12 protein-coding genes and 2 pseudogenes are annotated in these 17,387 nt (G+C 52.2%); 6 read left to right on the top strand and 8 right to left on the bottom strand.

What is annotated here, in order from left to right:
• The first annotated feature begins 51 nt into the window (after positions 1 to 51).
• The 4 genes from NATTI_RS0116905 (at position 52) to NATTI_RS0116890 (ending at position 4,123) form a co-directional block, all read left to right on the top strand.
• A complete protein-coding gene (locus tag NATTI_RS0116905) occupies positions 52 to 573 on the top strand; it encodes a hypothetical protein (protein ID WP_241434335.1) in 522 nt (173 codons plus the stop codon).
• A 995-nt stretch (positions 574 to 1,568) separates the two neighbouring features.
• The gene (locus tag NATTI_RS27660) at positions 1,569 to 1,817 is read left to right on the top strand and encodes a DUF7837 family putative zinc-binding protein (protein WP_081603665.1); all 249 of its coding nucleotides are present in this window, start codon (positions 1,569 to 1,571) and stop codon (positions 1,815 to 1,817) included.
• A 160-nt stretch (positions 1,818 to 1,977) separates the two neighbouring features.
• Positions 1,978 to 2,151: a hypothetical protein gene (locus NATTI_RS26610; protein WP_006090762.1), complete on the top strand. Its 174-nt coding sequence runs from the start codon at positions 1,978 to 1,980 to the stop codon at positions 2,149 to 2,151.
• Between the two features lie 346 nt (positions 2,152 to 2,497).
• A complete protein-coding gene (locus NATTI_RS0116890; RefSeq protein WP_241434334.1) occupies positions 2,498 to 4,123 on the top strand; it encodes a hypothetical protein in 1,626 nt (541 codons plus the stop codon).
• A gap of 494 nt (positions 4,124 to 4,617) precedes the next feature.
• Here the strand turns inward: NATTI_RS0116890 and NATTI_RS27510 are convergent.
• From NATTI_RS27510 to NATTI_RS0116870, 4 genes and pseudogenes are all read right to left on the bottom strand, one after another.
• Positions 4,618 to 4,800, bottom strand: a pseudogene (locus tag NATTI_RS27510) (ISH3 family transposase); the annotation flags it as partial.
• Between the two features lie 686 nt (positions 4,801 to 5,486).
• Positions 5,487 to 6,054, bottom strand: a pseudogene (locus tag NATTI_RS0116880) (zinc ribbon domain-containing protein); the annotation flags it as partial.
• A gap of 103 nt (positions 6,055 to 6,157) precedes the next feature.
• Positions 6,158 to 8,545 (bottom strand): tubulin-like doman-containing protein, encoded by a 2,388-nt coding sequence (locus NATTI_RS0116875; RefSeq protein ID WP_152423952.1) that lies wholly within the window; start codon positions 8,543 to 8,545, stop codon positions 6,158 to 6,160.
• A 109-nt stretch (positions 8,546 to 8,654) separates the two neighbouring features.
• Positions 8,655 to 9,401: a hypothetical protein gene (locus NATTI_RS0116870; RefSeq protein WP_006090758.1), complete on the bottom strand. Its 747-nt coding sequence runs from the start codon at positions 9,399 to 9,401 to the stop codon at positions 8,655 to 8,657.
• 289 nt (positions 9,402 to 9,690) lie between these two features.
• Here NATTI_RS0116870 and NATTI_RS0116865 point away from each other — a divergent pair, with 289 nt between their 5' ends.
• On the top strand, positions 9,691 to 10,311 hold the full coding sequence (locus NATTI_RS0116865) for an SIMPL domain-containing protein (RefSeq protein WP_006090757.1): 621 nt from the start codon (positions 9,691 to 9,693) through the stop codon (positions 10,309 to 10,311).
• 222 nt (positions 10,312 to 10,533) lie between these two features.
• Positions 10,534 to 11,469, top strand: coding sequence for a metallophosphoesterase family protein (locus NATTI_RS0116860; protein ID WP_006090756.1), 936 nt, complete (start codon positions 10,534 to 10,536; stop codon positions 11,467 to 11,469).
• A 410-nt stretch (positions 11,470 to 11,879) separates the two neighbouring features.
• Here NATTI_RS0116860 and NATTI_RS27040 read toward each other — a convergent pair whose 3' ends face one another.
• The 4 genes from NATTI_RS27040 to NATTI_RS25025 all read right to left on the bottom strand — a co-directional run bounded on the left by NATTI_RS27040 (position 11,880) and on the right by NATTI_RS25025 (position 17,280).
• Positions 11,880 to 12,023 carry a hypothetical protein gene (locus NATTI_RS27040; protein WP_241434333.1) on the bottom strand — a complete coding sequence of 48 codons (144 nt, stop codon included), beginning with the start codon at positions 12,021 to 12,023 and terminating at the stop codon, positions 11,880 to 11,882.
• A gap of 148 nt (positions 12,024 to 12,171) precedes the next feature.
• Positions 12,172 to 13,449: a hypothetical protein gene (locus NATTI_RS0116850; RefSeq protein ID WP_241434332.1), complete on the bottom strand. Its 1,278-nt coding sequence runs from the start codon at positions 13,447 to 13,449 to the stop codon at positions 12,172 to 12,174.
• Positions 13,450 to 14,753: 1,304 nt separating this feature from the next.
• Entirely contained in the window at positions 14,754 to 16,142 is a 1,389-nt protein-coding gene (locus tag NATTI_RS26150; protein WP_152423951.1) for a hypothetical protein, read from the bottom strand.
• Positions 16,143 to 16,356: 214 nt separating this feature from the next.
• Positions 16,357 to 17,280, bottom strand: coding sequence for a M48 family metallopeptidase (locus NATTI_RS25025; protein ID WP_006090752.1), 924 nt, complete (start codon positions 17,278 to 17,280; stop codon positions 16,357 to 16,359).
• Between the last annotated feature and the right edge of the window lie 107 nt (positions 17,281 to 17,387).

Genomic DNA, 17,387 nt, shown 5'->3' with positions numbered 1-17,387 from the left:
ACCAGTCATCTGACACAGCACAGTAGCGCTCGTACCACCTAGACCACGAACATGCCACTCCCACCAGACGATCCCACTGCAATGAACGAACCGACTCGAGACCTTGAACCGATCGACGAACCGTTCGCAATACTACTCGATGACTCCGCCAGTGTCGTCTTAGAGAGGGCATTTTCTGAGTATCGTAGCGACGAGATCATCGAGTTGAACCCGGACACCGATGAGAGCCGCCGTGCGCGGCAACTTCACAATCGGCTTCGAGAAACGCACTCGCTTGGTGCTGGTGCGACACTGACCATAAACACCGCTGCTGAAGCCCAGACCGTCCTCAACTCACTCTCGTACTACAGTGTCGAACCTGCGGCTACCTACCGGCGACAGTGTGTCGAGGCGTTGAGTTCGGTGCTCTACGACCACGCCCCTGTCTCCCTTGCTCACGTGCCGATTATTACCGACTTCCTCGACGACGAGGAGTTACGGATCCAACCGGACGATCTCGAAGCGACTGGCGAAAAATCTGCTGAGGAGATCGAAGTCGATATCGCTGTCAACTCCGGGGTTGATCCGATCTAGCAGCGTCCAGACAATCTCCTCGAATCGCTTCTGAAACCAACGTATCCGATACCATTCCCATGACAAACGTCTTTCACCAGATCGACTCCGTTGACGAATTCCGAGCACGCCTTCAAGACGTTGCGAACACGCTGAACCACCCAGCTGTAACAGAGGAGTCGACTCATGTCGATGAGAGCGCGTATCGCTGGTACGTTGATCCGGAGTGGTGTGCAGGGGATCTGACACAGCTGACAGAGCAGGATTGGCTTCTCATCGCTGAACTGCTCAATCGAAGTACGGTCGACCCACATTTGGCCGGGCTGGTCGGTTCTGCCCAATCACGGGCTGGGACGTTATCGAGGTGGGCTCTGACGAAAGTTCTCTGTGATGGGGATGCGATGTCGTTGTTCGAGCGGGACTGGCGAGAGCAATACGCACCACGAAAAGACGAATACTGGTTTTTCACCTACCCTTCGAACGCAAGCGGTTCTGAGTCAATCGAAGACCGGCTCAAGTGGGCTCGCGGAACGCAAATTCTTCGACACTCAATCGATACCAGTTCGGCTCGTCAGCCTGAACACGGTCCCTTTGGCCAGGATTACTTGCTCATCGCTGGCGTGTTACTCGAATTTTTCTACCATCCGGTGTTGCTCACGGCGTACTGTTCTCCGGTTTGGCGAGCACTCGAGTTGAGTGCCGTGTTTGTCGATGCAGCTGACGTCCCTGCAGGCGATATTCGAGACGCAAAGGATAGCTCGTGGTACCAGCTTAACCACCCGGGCCGGCCACCGTGGGAACTGAAACACCGTCGAGACGGCGAGTGACACCGTCATGAACGACGTCGTTTTCCAGCAAAGAGCCACTAACTTCTATCGTCGCTGAGTTTCCATCATCATGCTCGTCCGATCACTTGACGAGGCCGCCAGAATAGATATTCCTCCAAATCCGATCTATAACCTCCTGCTTCCGCCCGTTTCAGTTTCACTTTGATTGGCTCGCCTATATACCGATCCGTGTACAAGCTACTGATTGTAGAGGGAGGCGCTCACGGCACCCTGTCACAGTCACACGTGCTCCCTTCCCTCATCAGACTTCATCTTCCTCAACTCGTGTCCACGACAAATCCACCGTCTCTCGGTACATGCCCGTTCTGCCAGGCCGAGATCACAACGACCGATGTGATTCTCGAGTACGAAAGCGAGACAGGACCGGCAGTATACGCTGAGTGCCCGGAGTGCCGTGACGTCGTGAACCCAGAGTGATTTCTGTATCCCTGATATGTGTAGAACGGCTGCTATCCCGGACAACCAGGAAGAGGTCGTGTACGAGTGCCGGCGCTGCGGAACCACCGTCGACAAAGATACCGAAACCTGTCCTGCCTGTAACACAGAATCGATCGTCCAATACCGGATCTCTTAACCTATGACGGAGGAATATGACCAGATCCTGGAGGTCGTGGCGGAGAACCCGGGAGCTACCGTCGAGGAAATCATGGACTTGGCATCTGATCACGGCATCACCGATACGGAGATCCCGGATCTCCTTTCGGAGGCGGTCACCAACGAGGATCTTCTCGAGTTTGACGGCCGGTACTAGGTGATTCGGACAGGCAAGTACCGGTTCAATCGATACGACCACCCGGAAACCGAAGGTACAGACTAGGAAATACGTCTCTGTCGCTATTCCTGCCTGATGCCCGTATCGGCCCGGGATTGCGGTTTTATCGGCGTTTCAGCGCGTGTTTCGGCCTCGAGGGAATTGTCTGGGCGCAATCGCGAAGAGGGTAAGTATAACCTTGAAAAGATATTTAAATGATAATTATGATATCGACATACGTCAAGCGCCGTGTTATGATATGAGTAGGATACAATTGACACGAGTCAGGCCCTCAGCAATTGCCGGCATACTCGCAGGTATACTGATATTGTTGGATTCGGCCCCAGTGGTGCTGGCGCTCTTTTGGCTGGACTGGCTACCCGACGTACTGATGGGAGTTCTTCAACTTGTCCTGTATGCCTATGTCGTATATCAAACACCGAACTATTTTACCAAAAATGATAGTTCAAAGTGGTCGCCGTTCTGGGCTCTTGTTACGGGCATTGTGATTAGCGGGTTTTTATTTTGGAGTCGCGATCCGACGCCAAACACGCTGTTATTACTTGTTATTCTATCACTCACGACATGGTTACTGTTGACTGGGATCGTTTACGCGTGGTCCAAGGCAATAGACAACCAGAGTGAACCTCAGCAGATGTTCAGCCAGATTCTGATAGCAAATACCGGCACTATGGATCAACCACCAGCAGGAGCGAATACGGGTGCTATTTCGCTGCTCATCGGTGGAATGGTAATGCTGTTTGTCTGTTTCACAATTTTAGCAATAAGCGTCGCCGAGCAACAGTTTCCAATACTCGAGGTCCTCGTAGTCGGTGTCGCCACGTACGATATGATCGCCCGGCGAGTAGCATTACTTCCCGAAGGACCGCGGATTAAGACCGATTTGTTGGACACGTTGTTCACCACGTTCGGCTCAGTCCTTACGACACCACTGAAAGGGATGATGACAGTCTTCATGGTTCTCGTTGGGCTTTTGTTGGCTGTGACACCGTTCTCACTTGAGCGCGAGACGATGTTCGCTTTCGGGAAGGTACTGTCAGAAGGGACAGTACCAACCGATGCACATATCATCGTTAGCTTATCCGTCATTCTCTATGCGGTGTACGGCCTCTGGTTCTGGCTTCGGGTTTTAGATAGGATGCCCGCATTCCTGACCAGTTATCGGCGAGACGAACAGGAGCGGTTCGTAACCGGCAAAAAAAGAATTACTGTCACACCGTTACCCAGATTCTGGATTGTACCGACAGTGGTCTTGTCAGGAGGTACGGTCGGTTTGCTTGCCTTCTTCTCCCAGTTTGACGCCGAGGGAATAACCGTTTGGACCCTCGGAATCATCGGTTTCTACGCGTTGGGGGCCATGTCTATCGGAGAGTCGTTCAAACGAACCAGAGAATCAAGTACCGAGGCCAGGCTAGGCCGCGACAACTGGTGGCTTCCAAGCGCATTCCTCGTCTATTTGCTTGGTTTCATGCTTCTTTCGAACGCGTTATCGTCAATCGAGTCAGGGGTAACCAGCGGAATGGAGTTTGAACTGACCGCTGGACACATGTCTTCGGAACAGGTGGGCCAAGCAGCCTTGGTTTTTATACTTCTGTTTTATATGGACGACGTGTACCGATACGCGCGCCGTTTTTTCGATACAACTTGGTTCGTTGGATACCTTTATTCTCTACTCGTGCTGGCTGGCATCCGATTTTTCGACACACCTGTCTCGAACCTGTATGACCTCTACGAGTTTTTCTTTTTCATTTTCGGTGTTGGCGCCGTCTACATCATTCATCTCAAACCGTTCGTGAAATCGGCAGACGTGCAGCGGTCACTGGCTGCATCAACTGCATTCCTTCTTTGTGTCCTCTTCGTCGGACAATTATTCAACGTGTTCCTGTACGCTTGGATTGGCGCCGTGTGCTTTCTATACACTTTGCAGCACGTGTTCGTGTCGAGCGATTAGAGCGCACATGAACCCATGTGGTAACTGTAGCAAACCCAAATATCAAATGATGAGATAATAGCCGCTGATCCCTGAACAAGTCACCTGGATTGAAAATAGTGGTTTGATCAAAGAATAGTCTATAAGGGTTTTGATACTTTGGACGACATGTATCCAACTCCCAGAGTTTAACCGTGAAATCAGAAAATGGTCTAAATCAATAATCGTACCTATTAGGACAATTATACCCAGACTGAAATCTGGGAACTTATATCGTTAGCAGCCATTGCAACTGGAATCCCGACAAGGGCAGATAAAAGTGCATGATTACGAGTGTACATATCATATTTGTCTCATTGAAAAAGTACAAATTTTTCGATCAATGCTGCAAAATAGACCCACTAGATTCAGCAGGTTGTTTCTGACGCCTATCCGAGAGGTGGGTACCTTCTTCGGTAACGCCTTCGCATGTACTGACTGATCACCTCTTTCGCAAATTAAGCCGAATTCCGCACATAGGATGGCCACAAGTGGAAGTCTGCGCAGATTTCCACCTGCTCGGGAAGAATATCGAGAACATCCTTCTGGATCAGCGTATTGCCGATCTGTTCGACCGAATCTATGTCGAGTTTCTTACGGGGTGGTACAGAACCGTATTCTGGTGAACTTTCGCTCTTCTCACAGAGTGTCGAGAGTGCATGAATCGTGGCAAAATTCCCAAATCAATCATATTCAGCACGTGTAGGTCATAATATTCAAAAGTATTAATGGCCCAGACTCTTCATTGACTATATGAAAATGCGGGAGGAGTGGGATTCTGGACATGCTAAATAGTAAGATTGGAATAGTTCCGCTCTTCCTTTCGATGCCGCTATTCATAGCTTTAACAGGGGTAGGATTCTTTTTGGGCGTCTTTTATTTACCTCCCCAGATTCTAGTTGTCTTTGGTGTAATAAGCGGATATTTAATATGGATATTAAAACCAGATGAAGAGTTTTCTCTTATCGCCCTCCTTTTGTGGAATGGCACATTTTCACACTTCATCCCGATGATTATTTTCATTACTGTTTTTATTTTTTCTGGAACGCTCCGAATAATACGGGCACCGATTCGGTTACTGAGGGGTAGACCACGGCGGAGCTCGCCAGCGCTATCCAGTCGCCTACAAGATCAAGTGGGTTCGTTAATTCTGTTTGCACCGGAGAGCGGCGTTTTTCCGGTTCCGTTTTATGCAATAGTTGACCCGTTATTTGAGCCGATAATTTTGCTCACCATTGAAACATGGATATATTATATCACATTTTCTAGCTTAACTATTCTTGTAATGAGCAAATTCGATGAGTAAACAGCCTCGGGCGCGGTGGCCCGAGCTTTTGTAGTTCCCTTAGCCATGCGATAGCACTCCCTGTTCCGCGAACGAGCGGGATAAGGTTGGACGGCTTACACGCCCCGGACCTGGACAGACGCACCAACCGAACCTGCGGTTGGGTTATGTGAGTCCGGTAATCCGATTCGTTACCGTCGAGTTTCGCCTTCTCGCGCCACGCGATATTCACCGATGCAATCCGATCTGCGTGATCTTGCACCACGTCATACTCATCGTTCGTACAGTGGAACCGCCGTTCCCACCGATATCCACACTCACCACAGCACGAACACGTCTGCGAGTTGTAATAGGCATCCACTGTGTCGGTGGAGATCTCCCGCCAAGTCGCCTTGTACGAGACGAGCGTCTCGAACTTGCGAAACGGGAGTTTGTGCAACCGGTGGTTCACATACGTGCCGTACTGCATTTCGTCACGGATACCGCTCATATCCTCGGACACGATAACCGGGTTCGAGAACTGCTCCGTAAACTCCACGACAGCACGGGAGAGACGATGCAATATCCTTTCGGTGAATCGTTTTTCTTTGTCACCGAGTTTCCGGTGGATGCTCGTCTTCTCGTGTTCTGACTGCGAGAAGTCTTGTTCGTTTGAATGAAGAAGGCGTTAAGCGACTTTCCGGCTTTGAGACGGCTGAATGATTCGAGACCCGTATCTCGAACTGGGCAGTTTAGTCGTCTGCCGAAATCGGATCTCGATAGGTCTGGATCCGCTCGTCTTCCGGGAACAGTTCCGGGTAGGCAATTCGGTCCGCGATGAAGTCGTCGTCGGTCGTATCTAGTCCGAACAGGTCTCCTACGTCCTTATCGGGATCAGTGTAGAAGTCGTGAATGGTTCCGAACTCGCTGGTGTTTTCGATGAATACGTCGGTGTAACAGCCGACGAATCGAATCGAAAACGGATCTTGGAACGCTTCGCTGTACTCCACCTCGTTGAACGAACTGAGGGCGTCGGAGACGTCGCTCGCCGAAACGTCGGCAAGTTCTCCCTCGAGAAGCCCCCGGTTCTCTTCGTCCACGAGCGCTCCAAGAATCTCGTAGCTACTCTCGGAGACAACGTATGGCGTGATATCCTGAATCGGTTCGTGAAGTTCGTCGAGCTGTTTCTCGATTGCCAACGCCACCGTCTCCTTGCTTACCGCGTTGCGAACGATCAGGTTCGAGAAACTCTCCATTTCGTCCAGGAACTCCTCGTCGATCGTTTCGAAATTTCGAAGCTCCACGGACATGTACCGCTCATGGTCGGTGTGTGATAACGTGTACTCTTTCGTCTGTAACTCGTTTTCTCGTTGCTGTTGACGCTCGATCAGCGTTTCTCGCTCGGACGTGAACTCTTCGATCTGGCTCTCGTACTCTTTACGGGCGGACTTGAGGTTCGACCGCTGCGTGTTCAATCGCGACGTCACCACGTTCTGGGCGTTGACCAGCGTTCGATGTTGAGCGTACGCCGATTCGAGATTCCTGTACAGGTTTTCGACTTTCTGGAGGTCCTCTCTTGTGTTCCGTCGCTCAAGCACTCGATACGAGGGGATCTGCTCGAGCGAGTTCTGTAGGCTTTTCTTCCAGCCCGTAAAGAAGGGGGCAAGACCGTCCTCCCACTTTCGAAGTGTCGAACTGCTTTCTAACTCAGCGGTGTCCACGACTTCATCTCGGAACGAACCGATCTCGACGCTGTAGTCCGTCCACGCCTCCTGAAGGTCCTGAGCCGACTGATCATTTGTGATTAGATCTTCCATCCGGTTCCGGAGCGACTGATAGAATATGAGCCCGACCACGTCGGACTTCTCAACATCGTACTCATCGCTGATGGCCGGCGTTTGATTCATTACGTAATTCTCAAACTCCTCGTCCAGCACATCAGGATTCGATATCGACGCTACCTCGATGCTTCGAGTGCGATCTTTAGCTGTTCTAATGAACTCTGGATCAACGTGGCCGAGTTCCTCGAGATCCACATCCCGAAGGTCTATATCCAGCGCTCCGTTGATGTAGTCGCGATTCCGTCTGGTGCGCTGGATCCGATCTTTGACATCGCTAAGCTCCGCTTCGATTTCGTTTATCGCCTCAACGACCTCAATGTACTCATCGACTTCGTCCATCGGAACGCGAACCGAAGTACTGTCTAGCGAAAATAACACGTCCTCCGATCCAGGCTTGTTTCGGTCATCCGGGAAGTCCTCGAGGCCAACGGCTTGGGCGAAGAATCGGATCGTATTCGCCGAGATTTGGTTCATCTCGTCCCGGTAGCTGACGCTCATTTCGCTTTCGTTCGCCCCGATCAGGCCGTAAAAGTCGAATGCGCTGTCAGGGAGGTCCAGTTCTGATTGTCGTTTTGGCTCCGATTCGAGACGGATCGCCTTGTTGGAGTCGATTCCTGCCGCGTCCTGATACTCTTCGTGGAAATTGTAATCGATGAGGACCGCGAGCTCTCGAAGTGCAGCGTACGCGTTCCCGTAGAAATCGGCATTCGCCTGGGGAGGGAGCCCACGATGCTCCAGGCTGTCGAGGCGCGGGAGTGAGCCGATGCCACAGAGGTAATACTTGTAGTTCCGGGCCCGTGAGACGTTGTAGAGTATCGAAGTGATGAGCGGGAATGCGCCACTTCCGGTCCCCCCGCCCAGGGAGTTGAGCAACCAGACGTTCGCGCCCCCGATATCGGGATCTGTTAGCGAGCCGCCGTCGTTGCTCTCGAACTCGGCGAATACGTTTTCGAGGCTCTGATAGAGCGAGACGTAGTTCTCCTTGTTGTCAATATAGTACCGGGCGATCGACCGCTGGCGAGTGGCGCCTCCGCTCCGGCTCAGTTCGTAGTCCGACGAGAGATAACTGAACGACTCGCGATCGTTCTCCCAGAATTCTTCGGGCGGATCTAACGTGATCTGGGTGAACCCCTCTTTTGACGTGATCGCCTTCAGATCGCTCTCTTTGGTGTCGACGCCGACGAACGAAAACTCGTCGAGTAGAGACTCGCCGTCGCGCTTGAGATCTTCGTAAAGGTGAGTGGCCATTCGACAGCCAGCTTCACCCACCCCAACCACTATCGTTGGATTCGTTGTCATAGGTAATACCTGTCGTTATAGATGAAATAACTTATGGCTGAAACGGATCGCAGATACGGGCGAGAGGACCCGGCTTTCGCTGGTCCCCTCCCCTGACGAATGCCATCACTTACGGACGGAGCTCTGGCCCATCTTCGGTAGAGGGGGTGGGGTCACCGGTGTTACCGTCTTCCAGTTCTTTTCTCGTGTCTCGAATCTTCGTGGTGGCACGCTCTGACTCAACCTGATTCTCGAGCCGCTTCAGTTTCTTAACCAGAGTTTGACGAGCCGACTTTACCCGGTTTGCGCTGCGGACATAGAAGACTCCAGCGGTAGCAAGTCCGAGAAGTCCCACGGCGAACGCGCCAAATGTTCCGATGCTGATGACGCTACCCGCTCGATCCCAAAACTCATCCTCAGACACCTCCTCCTGATACAGGAACCACGGAGAGGACGAGATGTCGACATCGATGTGTTCCGTTTCCGAAAGCCCCTGTCCCTGCTGGACGTAGTCGATTTCGATGGTCGTCGATCTGATCTCTTCCTGCTTGATATCCGTGGGATACGCCTCAAACTCGAAGACGACGTCTTCGTTCGTCTGAATCTCATCGATCGTGAACACGCCGTTGCCTTCGTACTGGATGTCGATGTCCGCCCCGGCAGAGGTCGTCGTACTGAAGGAATCGAAGTCGACGAACGCGTCGTCAGTGTGCTGGAAATCGATCTGAATGTCCGTAATTTCGTCGTCGTCGGGAGACAGCGTAAACGTCGTTTCGATGGCCTGGTCGGCGTCCTCGCTGTCACCGTGATACTCCGTATCGTAGCTGGTGGAAACGGCCCCGGCTGCTGACGAGGTTGCGATTAAAAGAACAACCAAGAGAGTGAGTGGAACGGTAAGAGAGGTTGAGCGTATCATTTCACGCCAGTAGTTATTATCACTCCGTTATATCATTTTTGGTGACTGGAATTGAAATCCGCCGACTTCTCCGAGGTATGATGTTCTTGGCGGTAGGTTACGGAAATTAAAAGAGAAAGGCTCGCCCTTCAGGGCGGGAAGGATGTCAAGAGCGCACTTAGCAGTTGTGCGACGGAGCTTTGGCCATTCAGGTCATGGAGGATATCAATAGTGGACTAGATTTTTCACAAGAAAGTCGTATTAGTGGTCTATGGCCGAACGATCGATTACGGTACTCGGTGATGGGAGCGTTCAATTTCGACCGGAGCGATCTGAAATCCGATTTCAGACCAGCGGGGGTGGAGATCTGCCGACAGACGCGTATCAGACGGTTGCTGATCGGACGATGGCACTTCGGCAGTCGCTGCTTGATCACGGCTGCGATCGGTCCCAGTTTGAGACGATCGAGTGTACGGTCAAACATCGATCGAACCAATTCGATCCCGCGCCCGACGACCTACCATACTGCGCCAAAGAAACGCTCGTTCTGTGCTGTCGATCAGAAAAGGTTCGAGATCGGCTTGTCCCCGGTTTGGAAGCTGGCGCGGACGTATTAGAAATCCAGACAGCGCTTTCGGACGAACGCCGATCTGAGTTGCGATCAGCGGCGCTGACGAGGGCAACGAGCGACGCCCGAGAACACGCGGAAGCGATAGCGGACGCCGAAGGTGTCGAACTCGGGGATCTTATCGAGATCAGTGAGAGGAGTCCTGACGGAATGCAATCGCTTGTTGACGAGGCCCTAGAGTATAGCGCTACGGACAACATCGTACCCGGTCCAGTCGAAATCAATGCGCGCGTTACCGCTTCCTATGAGATCACGGAGCCGTAGCGGCGAATCGGATGTTAGCGGTCAAGATGATTCAAAGTAGCGGGCCGGCACCGGTTTATCGAGTTTTGATTGGTAGGTTTCAAAGCGCTGGCCGTATGAGGCTTGGCCAAAGGTCGTTGCGACATTTGACCCCTGTAGATAATCTTGGAACAGAGTTCATCCATGCAACGTACTCGGTCACCACAAGTTATATTTTCAGGCGAGTATCTCCAACCCTGATCAATGGTCAGACTCCTCCTGCTCGGAGATCTCCATCTGAGTGCGACCGGACCGACGACTCCGCCAGAGTGTCCAAATATCGAGTCACTAGACGTGGATGCGATCGTCTCGATCGGGGACATTATCGACGACAATACCGATCATGCAGGAGACGAAACTGCTGGAAGCGCTTATGAAAGGCGCGGACGGGCGTTTTTTGAGCAACTGAACGAGGTCGGTGTACCAGTCATCACTGTTCCCGGAAATCACGATCCTGTTGACTGCACGCGACGGCTCGCCAACGGTCTTGACAACGTCATCGTCGCACATCGATGCGCTGTTGATGATCTGATAAGGAAACAGCCAACTCTCGAGGCGGTCCGATTCGTCGGTTGGGGGTGCAAACAGTTCGACTTGACGCCGACGTTCGCGTACGATCAGTATCCAGGGATCGTCCCGGAGTTGACTGAAGTCAAGAGCGTGACGCAAACGGCAGCACAAACTGCGAACGCCGTGGAAGCCATCGTCGGGCGGTTTCTCGCGGGACGACTCGATTCACGAGAAGCGGCAGTTGAACTCGGCGTGTCGGCGGATCGCCAGCAGAAGTGCGCTGGCGAACTCACCGAACTTGCAGAGGAATTCGACGAGATACGTGAGTTGCTTACCAATAAGGGAGAGACGACGATACTGCTCTCGCACGAGTCGCCGTTTCACGTTGATTTTGATCACCACCATTCCTCCGAGGCCCTCCGCGGGCGACTTCACCGCGGCTCAATCCCACTCAAAATGGCGATCGCTGCGTCGGCACCGGACGTCGTTTTTAGTGGCCACATGCATGCCGAAGGACGGGACGTAATCGAAACCACAGGCGGCTATGCAGACATCTACAATCCCGGCAGCCCCGGTGTTTCCTTCGTTGAGATCGAGACAGAGACGGGTTCGCTCACGAGAGTTGTGTGATCGGCCATGACACGCGGACTTCTCGTGGTGGATGGTTACGATCAGTACTGCAACACCTGAATTCGGGTCTTAGTGTCGCCCGTCAAAGAGACGATTCGTACTACGTGGGGGATTTCCGCATCCCGCGGATGGACTCAATAGTCCCGAAACGCTCGCACGGCGGGATGATTGAGCGACAATGTTTCCGATTCAATGGCGCGTCAATCAGGACAGTTCACCAATAAAAACCTTTGCTGGACGCTGTCGGTTATTTCGGCAAGGGATTTTCTTTCGGGCGGCCCGGGAGTGTCGACAGGGGCACATTCCAGTCCAATCATGCAAACGGCAGAGAATCCATTCCGCTCGTTTGAGTTCGAGAACGTCAACCGCATCGGAAGCCCCCGGTCGGCGTCCGTGAGAGGTCGTCGCGGTCACTCCTCAATTGAGTCGGTCGCGTCGTTCGCGCCCGATCTAAGCGCTTCCGATGGATCCAACAGCTCGCTGAGCGCGACCATATCGATCCCGGTCGCGACGCCCTCCGGATGGGACGCGACGAGTGTCTCAAGCGTGCTCATCGTCACCCGACAGAGGTGGGTTCCGTCTCGATCGGAGGCGCTCCGAGCGACGGCAGAAATCGTCTCACGGGCGAAATCGGGACGAGTTCCCGGGAGTCGGCTGATCGCGGAGCTGACATTCTCGCGGACGATCCACTCCCCGGTGGGATCAAAAAACCACAACCAAGAGACCGATCAGAACTGCGGTGACCGCGAACATTATCACCACCTCCACCCGAGAATTATCGCTATCGAAGAGCATTCGACCGAGTCGGTTCGCATAAAATAACGTCAAGAATGGTGGCAGCAACAGGAGCCATCGCCCGTACACCACCACCGAGGAACGAAGCGACTCAATTCCCGCTTTTATTCCACCGCCAGTGATCGGATCGTATACCGACAACAGGACTAACGAGGCAATGAATCCGATGCTCTGTATCACGATGGCGGTCGGAATGGCCTGATCGTCTGACGCGGCCGGCTGTGGTCGAGATTGACGGAACGTCGATAAGACGTTCCATGTGACGAGCCCGAGTACTACGATGAACCCGACTCCGATCGTTCCTATCAGCCACAGTGGGGAAATCTCGTCATATAGGCCATGAAAAATCAATAACGCTAGAATGACAACAACTCCGGCAGGGTAAAGCAACAACATGGTGGGAGAAATCATCGCGCCCCGTGGCCGGATGGGAATTGGCGAAACTGAACTTCCCTCCGATACTCGAAGCAATGCCGGAAGCCGACGAGCGACCCCGAGCCAGTACCATAGGCCGTATATCCCATAGATCACCCCACAAGTGAGTCCTACAGCGACGGTTGCCCCAATCGTTCCAGTAGCCATCTCGGTCAGGAATACGCGACCACCGAGCGTGAGAATACCGACTCCTGCGACCAGCGAGATTCCGGCCATCGCAAGTCCGCCAAAAATAAAAAAGAACGTCGCGAACCCTTTGGGCGAGACGATCACGGCTGATGCCGATTTCAAAAACACGGTTTCAACATCGGCATGGACGGTCCTAACGGGGATAGACAATCGTGACCTCACAACGCTCAAGACACCGAATATGAGTACTGTCACTTCAAGAAGAGGGTATAATAAAAAGAGCAACGACATTATTCCTCCAGTAAAAAAAGCGATGGCGGTTAGCACGAGGCCGGCCAGATACGTATAAATCAGCATAGATTGCAGACTGTATGGATCGAATTCGTTCGTAGAAGATGAGTGACCTCCCGGTCGACCGATCTCAGTCAACGCACTAACATACACGATACAGCCTTCCTCGGGATCATACGGTGTTGGATGTGATCGCACAAGCAGCCAACCGATCACGCACGGGATGAGCAAAACAAGAACAACAAAAGCCCCGACATCGAGGGGGTGGACGTAATCTCTTTGGATCAGCATATATGAATATGAAAAGGTCAGCAGGACCGTAACGGTCAACGCGATACGCACTCGGGAGAAACGAACCAGTTCCTGACTCCGTCCTGGAAGGAGATACGGCCATAGAAGGTAGATACCTATCGCGTAAAGGACTAGTTGGGCCGAGAGACTCACGGCGAACAGTACAGTGCCGTGTTCGGCAATAAAGGCGAAAAGGACTGCGACGGTAGTGCTGTCGGACGCAGCTGTAGCCCACCCGAACAGCGACCCGCCCCGGTTTGACAACCATCGTGTCCCGATGGAGAATCCGGTGATCCCACAGAGCCCTGAGATGACCGCTGTTCGACGCATTGGCCGATAGTTCGTTACACGTTTCCAAAGCGTCTTTGATATGTAACATCGGTTCTACTGCAAAGAACGGTGTAGGGATCGGAATACACGCCGCTACGTCGTGATGTGGCTGCTGCCGTGAGTCCACGCAACATGCAAGTGATGACACCGGCAGCCACACCACACGGACGGCTAGCCCGGCGCTACATGGGATCACAAAGACGCGGTCGTTGTTGAGTATAATTACTTCTCATTCTCAGTGAGGAGGGAGCGAGTGGTCAATAAGAGATCCGCTATCATGACGACCGTAGCGGCTGTGAAGACGATACTGATCGGCGTTCTCCGGATGCTCGACTGTGTATAGACGCTGGTCATGCCCCGGTCGAATGCGGAGGAACAGTCAGTTCGATGGTGGGAAGTAGAACACGATAAAGTTTAGTCCGCTGGGTATGACTGTAATATTTCCATTAACTATCGGATACTGAAATCGTAGGTACTTACGATCCCCGAGTTCGATCCGCACCAGCGCGTCGCTCGGAACAACTCGCTGAATCGGCGCAAAGTAATCGAGTGACACCGGGAGCCTGGCGGCAAAGTATTAATCACTCCAGAAATCTCACCAGTCCAGAACACTATCTTTGGCTTGAAATTACCGAAAAGCGGTCAAATTTTCACTCAAATCTGTAGCTGATCTTTTGATGAGGATGTGTCAGTGCCGGAAGCAATGCCGATCTTTTTCTATATTTCTTTCATACTACCTATCATGGCAGATCACGAATGCGTGAAATGTGGCGAAGAAGCAATCAGACATGATCCAGAAATCGATGCATGGTTGTGCAATGCCCATTCGAAAGAGCGCTTCCGCGAGCGCCACGGCTAATTTGGTGGGCAGCTTTTGTGCTCAGCACTGGACCGAGATTGACCCCCAACGAATACGACTCATCGCTACCTGCAAGTGACCGTTGGCGTCAGTACGCTGAATGGCACGGACAATGTGGTTGAGCTTGTCATGAACGCGGTACCAGCCTGTTTGTTCACTCTGCAACGACAACTTCCACGCTTCGTTCGTCGTATTCTGTTTCGACTATGATCGGGAACTCCTCGTACCCTCCCCCTGGTTCACCAGCCGTAAACTCAAGCGTGAGATTGTCTGATTCGTTGGCTCCGAGCGCTACTCTTTCGATATCCTCGATCTGAGGGTCGTGGCCAATTATTAAGGCTACAGGTGACTCTCCGCGCTGGGCTCCCGTGTTCTCGATAGTGGCTTCGACGCGTAATTGTTCGTTTGGGCCAATCGGGGAATTCGTTTCGAGGCCACTCACCTCAAAATACGATGAGTCGGTTTCTGAACCGTCTGAATCTGACGATTTATCAAAGATATCTTCGGCGGCATCCTCATCAGCGGCGCTAGAGTCGTCGGTTGATGAATTGTTTGTTGCACTGGGTGGGCCACCAGCACCGGAAATGTATCCCCCGAGTGGGGTGCTTCCGAGATAAGAGGCGATGCCGTCACGCTGCGTGTAGAGGAAGGGAAGGCTGGCCGTTGCTGCGAGTGCCACACCAATAACTGCCCGCCTACTCCGGTTATTCGGAGGATCATCAACGGGATCGTGTCCAAGGTCAGTTTCCTGGGAAGTAGATGAAGATGAGTTAGGAGGGTTTGTCGTGTGTGATGATTCCGAAAGTGAGGTCGAGGACTGTTCCTCGGCAACGGTGCGCTCTTTCGCTTTTCGTGTTTTCTCCGAGTTAGTCCGCTGTTGGAAGGCAAAGTAGTTGATTGTCTCGTTAGGCGTTAGCGTTGACTCATCAGTCCGATTTGTCCGGGAAGTATCCTGGAAAGAATCTGTCGGATTAAACCCAACTGGTGATGCAGTGTGTTCGGCACCAGCTTCGGATTCGTTACATGAATTCGCTACTGAGTCACTATCGAATGTAGACGGTTTTGAGTGTGATTCTGGTGTCGCTGCTGTCTCTGTAGGCGTCGGTTCGATGCTAGCTTCTCGTTGATCCTGTTGGTGTTCTCCTTCCAGATCGAGGTCCCGTACAGCATCTTCTGGTGAGGCAGTTGATGAAGTGCTTTGAGTGTTCGAATCCAGGAGTAGTTGTTTGACGTGAATCGCGGCGATTCCCATCAACCCAACGTAAAAGAAGAGATCTAACTGTCTAAGGATGAGCACGTCAGGGAGAACAGCTCCGCTAAAGAAGAACAGCAGTACCGAAGTAACGGCTAAGAAACCAAGTATTGGACTTCCGCCATTTGCGAACAGTAACGCCCATGGAAAGAGGACAAGGCTAGCCAGCCAGAGAAGCAACAGTATCAGCAACACCATCGCAGTGACTCCCCCAATAGATGGTAGAACCGCAGTGGATGAGATTCCGATTATGTCAGCGCCAATTGCAGCAGCCCCGATGAATCCGATCAATAAGATCACGACTGGGGCGCCTGTGAAGCCAAATTTCGTAAACCGACCGAGAAACGGCCCGACATTAAATGGTTCAGTAGCAGATCCGTGAGTGTCGAACTCGGATTGAAGGACGTGGCTCTGTTGAAACCCTCTTCACGTCTTGCGATTCGCTAAGGAGCTAGTTTTCAGTCGGATCCGCGAAACCCGGTGGAAAGAGTAACTCTTCTCAATGTCATCTCTGAAGGATTTCAACGGAGCCAAGGACGTCTATTCGTTGTTCGGTCGATGGATGTGTTTGAAACAGCATTGCTAATCGGCCCTCAACTCTGTTCATGATGTATAGCGATGCAGCTTGGTCGTTTTCGACGTCTTTTCCGCCAGCGGTTGCTACTTCGAGGGAGCGGAGAGCAGAGATCATTGAATTTGGATCGTCAATCGCTCGCGCAGCAGTCAAATCCGCAACGTACTCTCGGTATCGTGAGAGAGCACGACTGAAAAATAAGACGAGACCTGATACGAACGCAGTTGTACCAGCGACGATAGCGTACTCTAACTGACTTTCTTCTTTCTGTTCGTCTTCCGAGAAGAGCATGTTGGCGGCGATCACTACCGAAAGTGCGATGTAAAACGCACCACGGCGCATTAGTTGACGGACAGCGCCCGCAAGCATCATGACGATGCTGTCGCGGTGTTTGAGGTGGGCGAGTTCGTGAACAAGAATAGCTTCAGTTTCTCGCTCGTCAAGTGTATTGAGGAGTCCAGTATTGAAAAACACGACACCGTTCTTTGGGCCGCCAATCGCGTACGCGTTCGGTACTGGATCGTCAAGTAGTCGTAATTCTGGTTTCTCAATGTCGAAATCTCTTGCAAAGCGACGAGCAGACCGATGTAGTTGTGGATGATCTGCCTCCTGTAGTTTCACCCCATCTTGTTTGATAATTCGATAGCTTCGCCAGTATTGATACCCTGCTAACCCTACAGCAACAAGAAACGCGGTTATCAAATAAACGTGAAAGTCCATCCCGAAAAAGAACGGACGAACGATCAGTATTCCGAGTGTGTATAATGTCACGATTGCCGCACACGTTAACAACATCAATGTCAGTAATTCCCAGTGCTCAACTGACTCAATCCGCTCTCGGACCGTTGCGAACATCTCCTGTGACAGTTAATATCAAGGCCCCCTATCAAGGTATTCGAAGATGAAGAGAGTGTATATACACGGAGAATATTGTGGGTGAGCCTGTTGTTCTTTCTGGCTAG

The sequence above is a fragment of the Natronorubrum tibetense GA33 genome, assembly GCF_000383975.1.
Taxonomy (GTDB): Archaea; Halobacteriota; Halobacteria; order Halobacteriales; family Natrialbaceae; genus Natronorubrum; species Natronorubrum tibetense.
The sequence above is the reverse complement of the archived record's forward strand: the minus strand, read 5'-3'. Positions and strand labels throughout refer to the sequence as shown.

Coding starts and splice junctions, on each gene's coding strand:
- NATTI_RS0116905 (WP_241434335.1), top strand. CDS start 52: ATGCCACTCCCACCAGACGATCCCACTGCAATGAACGAACCGACTCGA.
- NATTI_RS0116875 (WP_152423952.1), bottom strand. CDS start 8,545: ATGACAACGAATCCAACGATAGTGGTTGGGGTGGGTGAAGCTGGCTGT.
- NATTI_RS0116860 (WP_006090756.1), top strand. CDS start 10,534: ATGGTCAGACTCCTCCTGCTCGGAGATCTCCATCTGAGTGCGACCGGA.
- NATTI_RS26610 (WP_006090762.1), top strand. CDS start 1,978: ATGACGGAGGAATATGACCAGATCCTGGAGGTCGTGGCGGAGAACCCG.
- NATTI_RS25025 (WP_006090752.1), bottom strand. CDS start 17,280: ATGTTCGCAACGGTCCGAGAGCGGATTGAGTCAGTTGAGCACTGGGAA.
- NATTI_RS27040 (WP_241434333.1), bottom strand. CDS start 12,023: ATGAGCACGCTTGAGACACTCGTCGCGTCCCATCCGGAGGGCGTCGCG.
- NATTI_RS0116865 (WP_006090757.1), top strand. CDS start 9,691: ATGGCCGAACGATCGATTACGGTACTCGGTGATGGGAGCGTTCAATTT.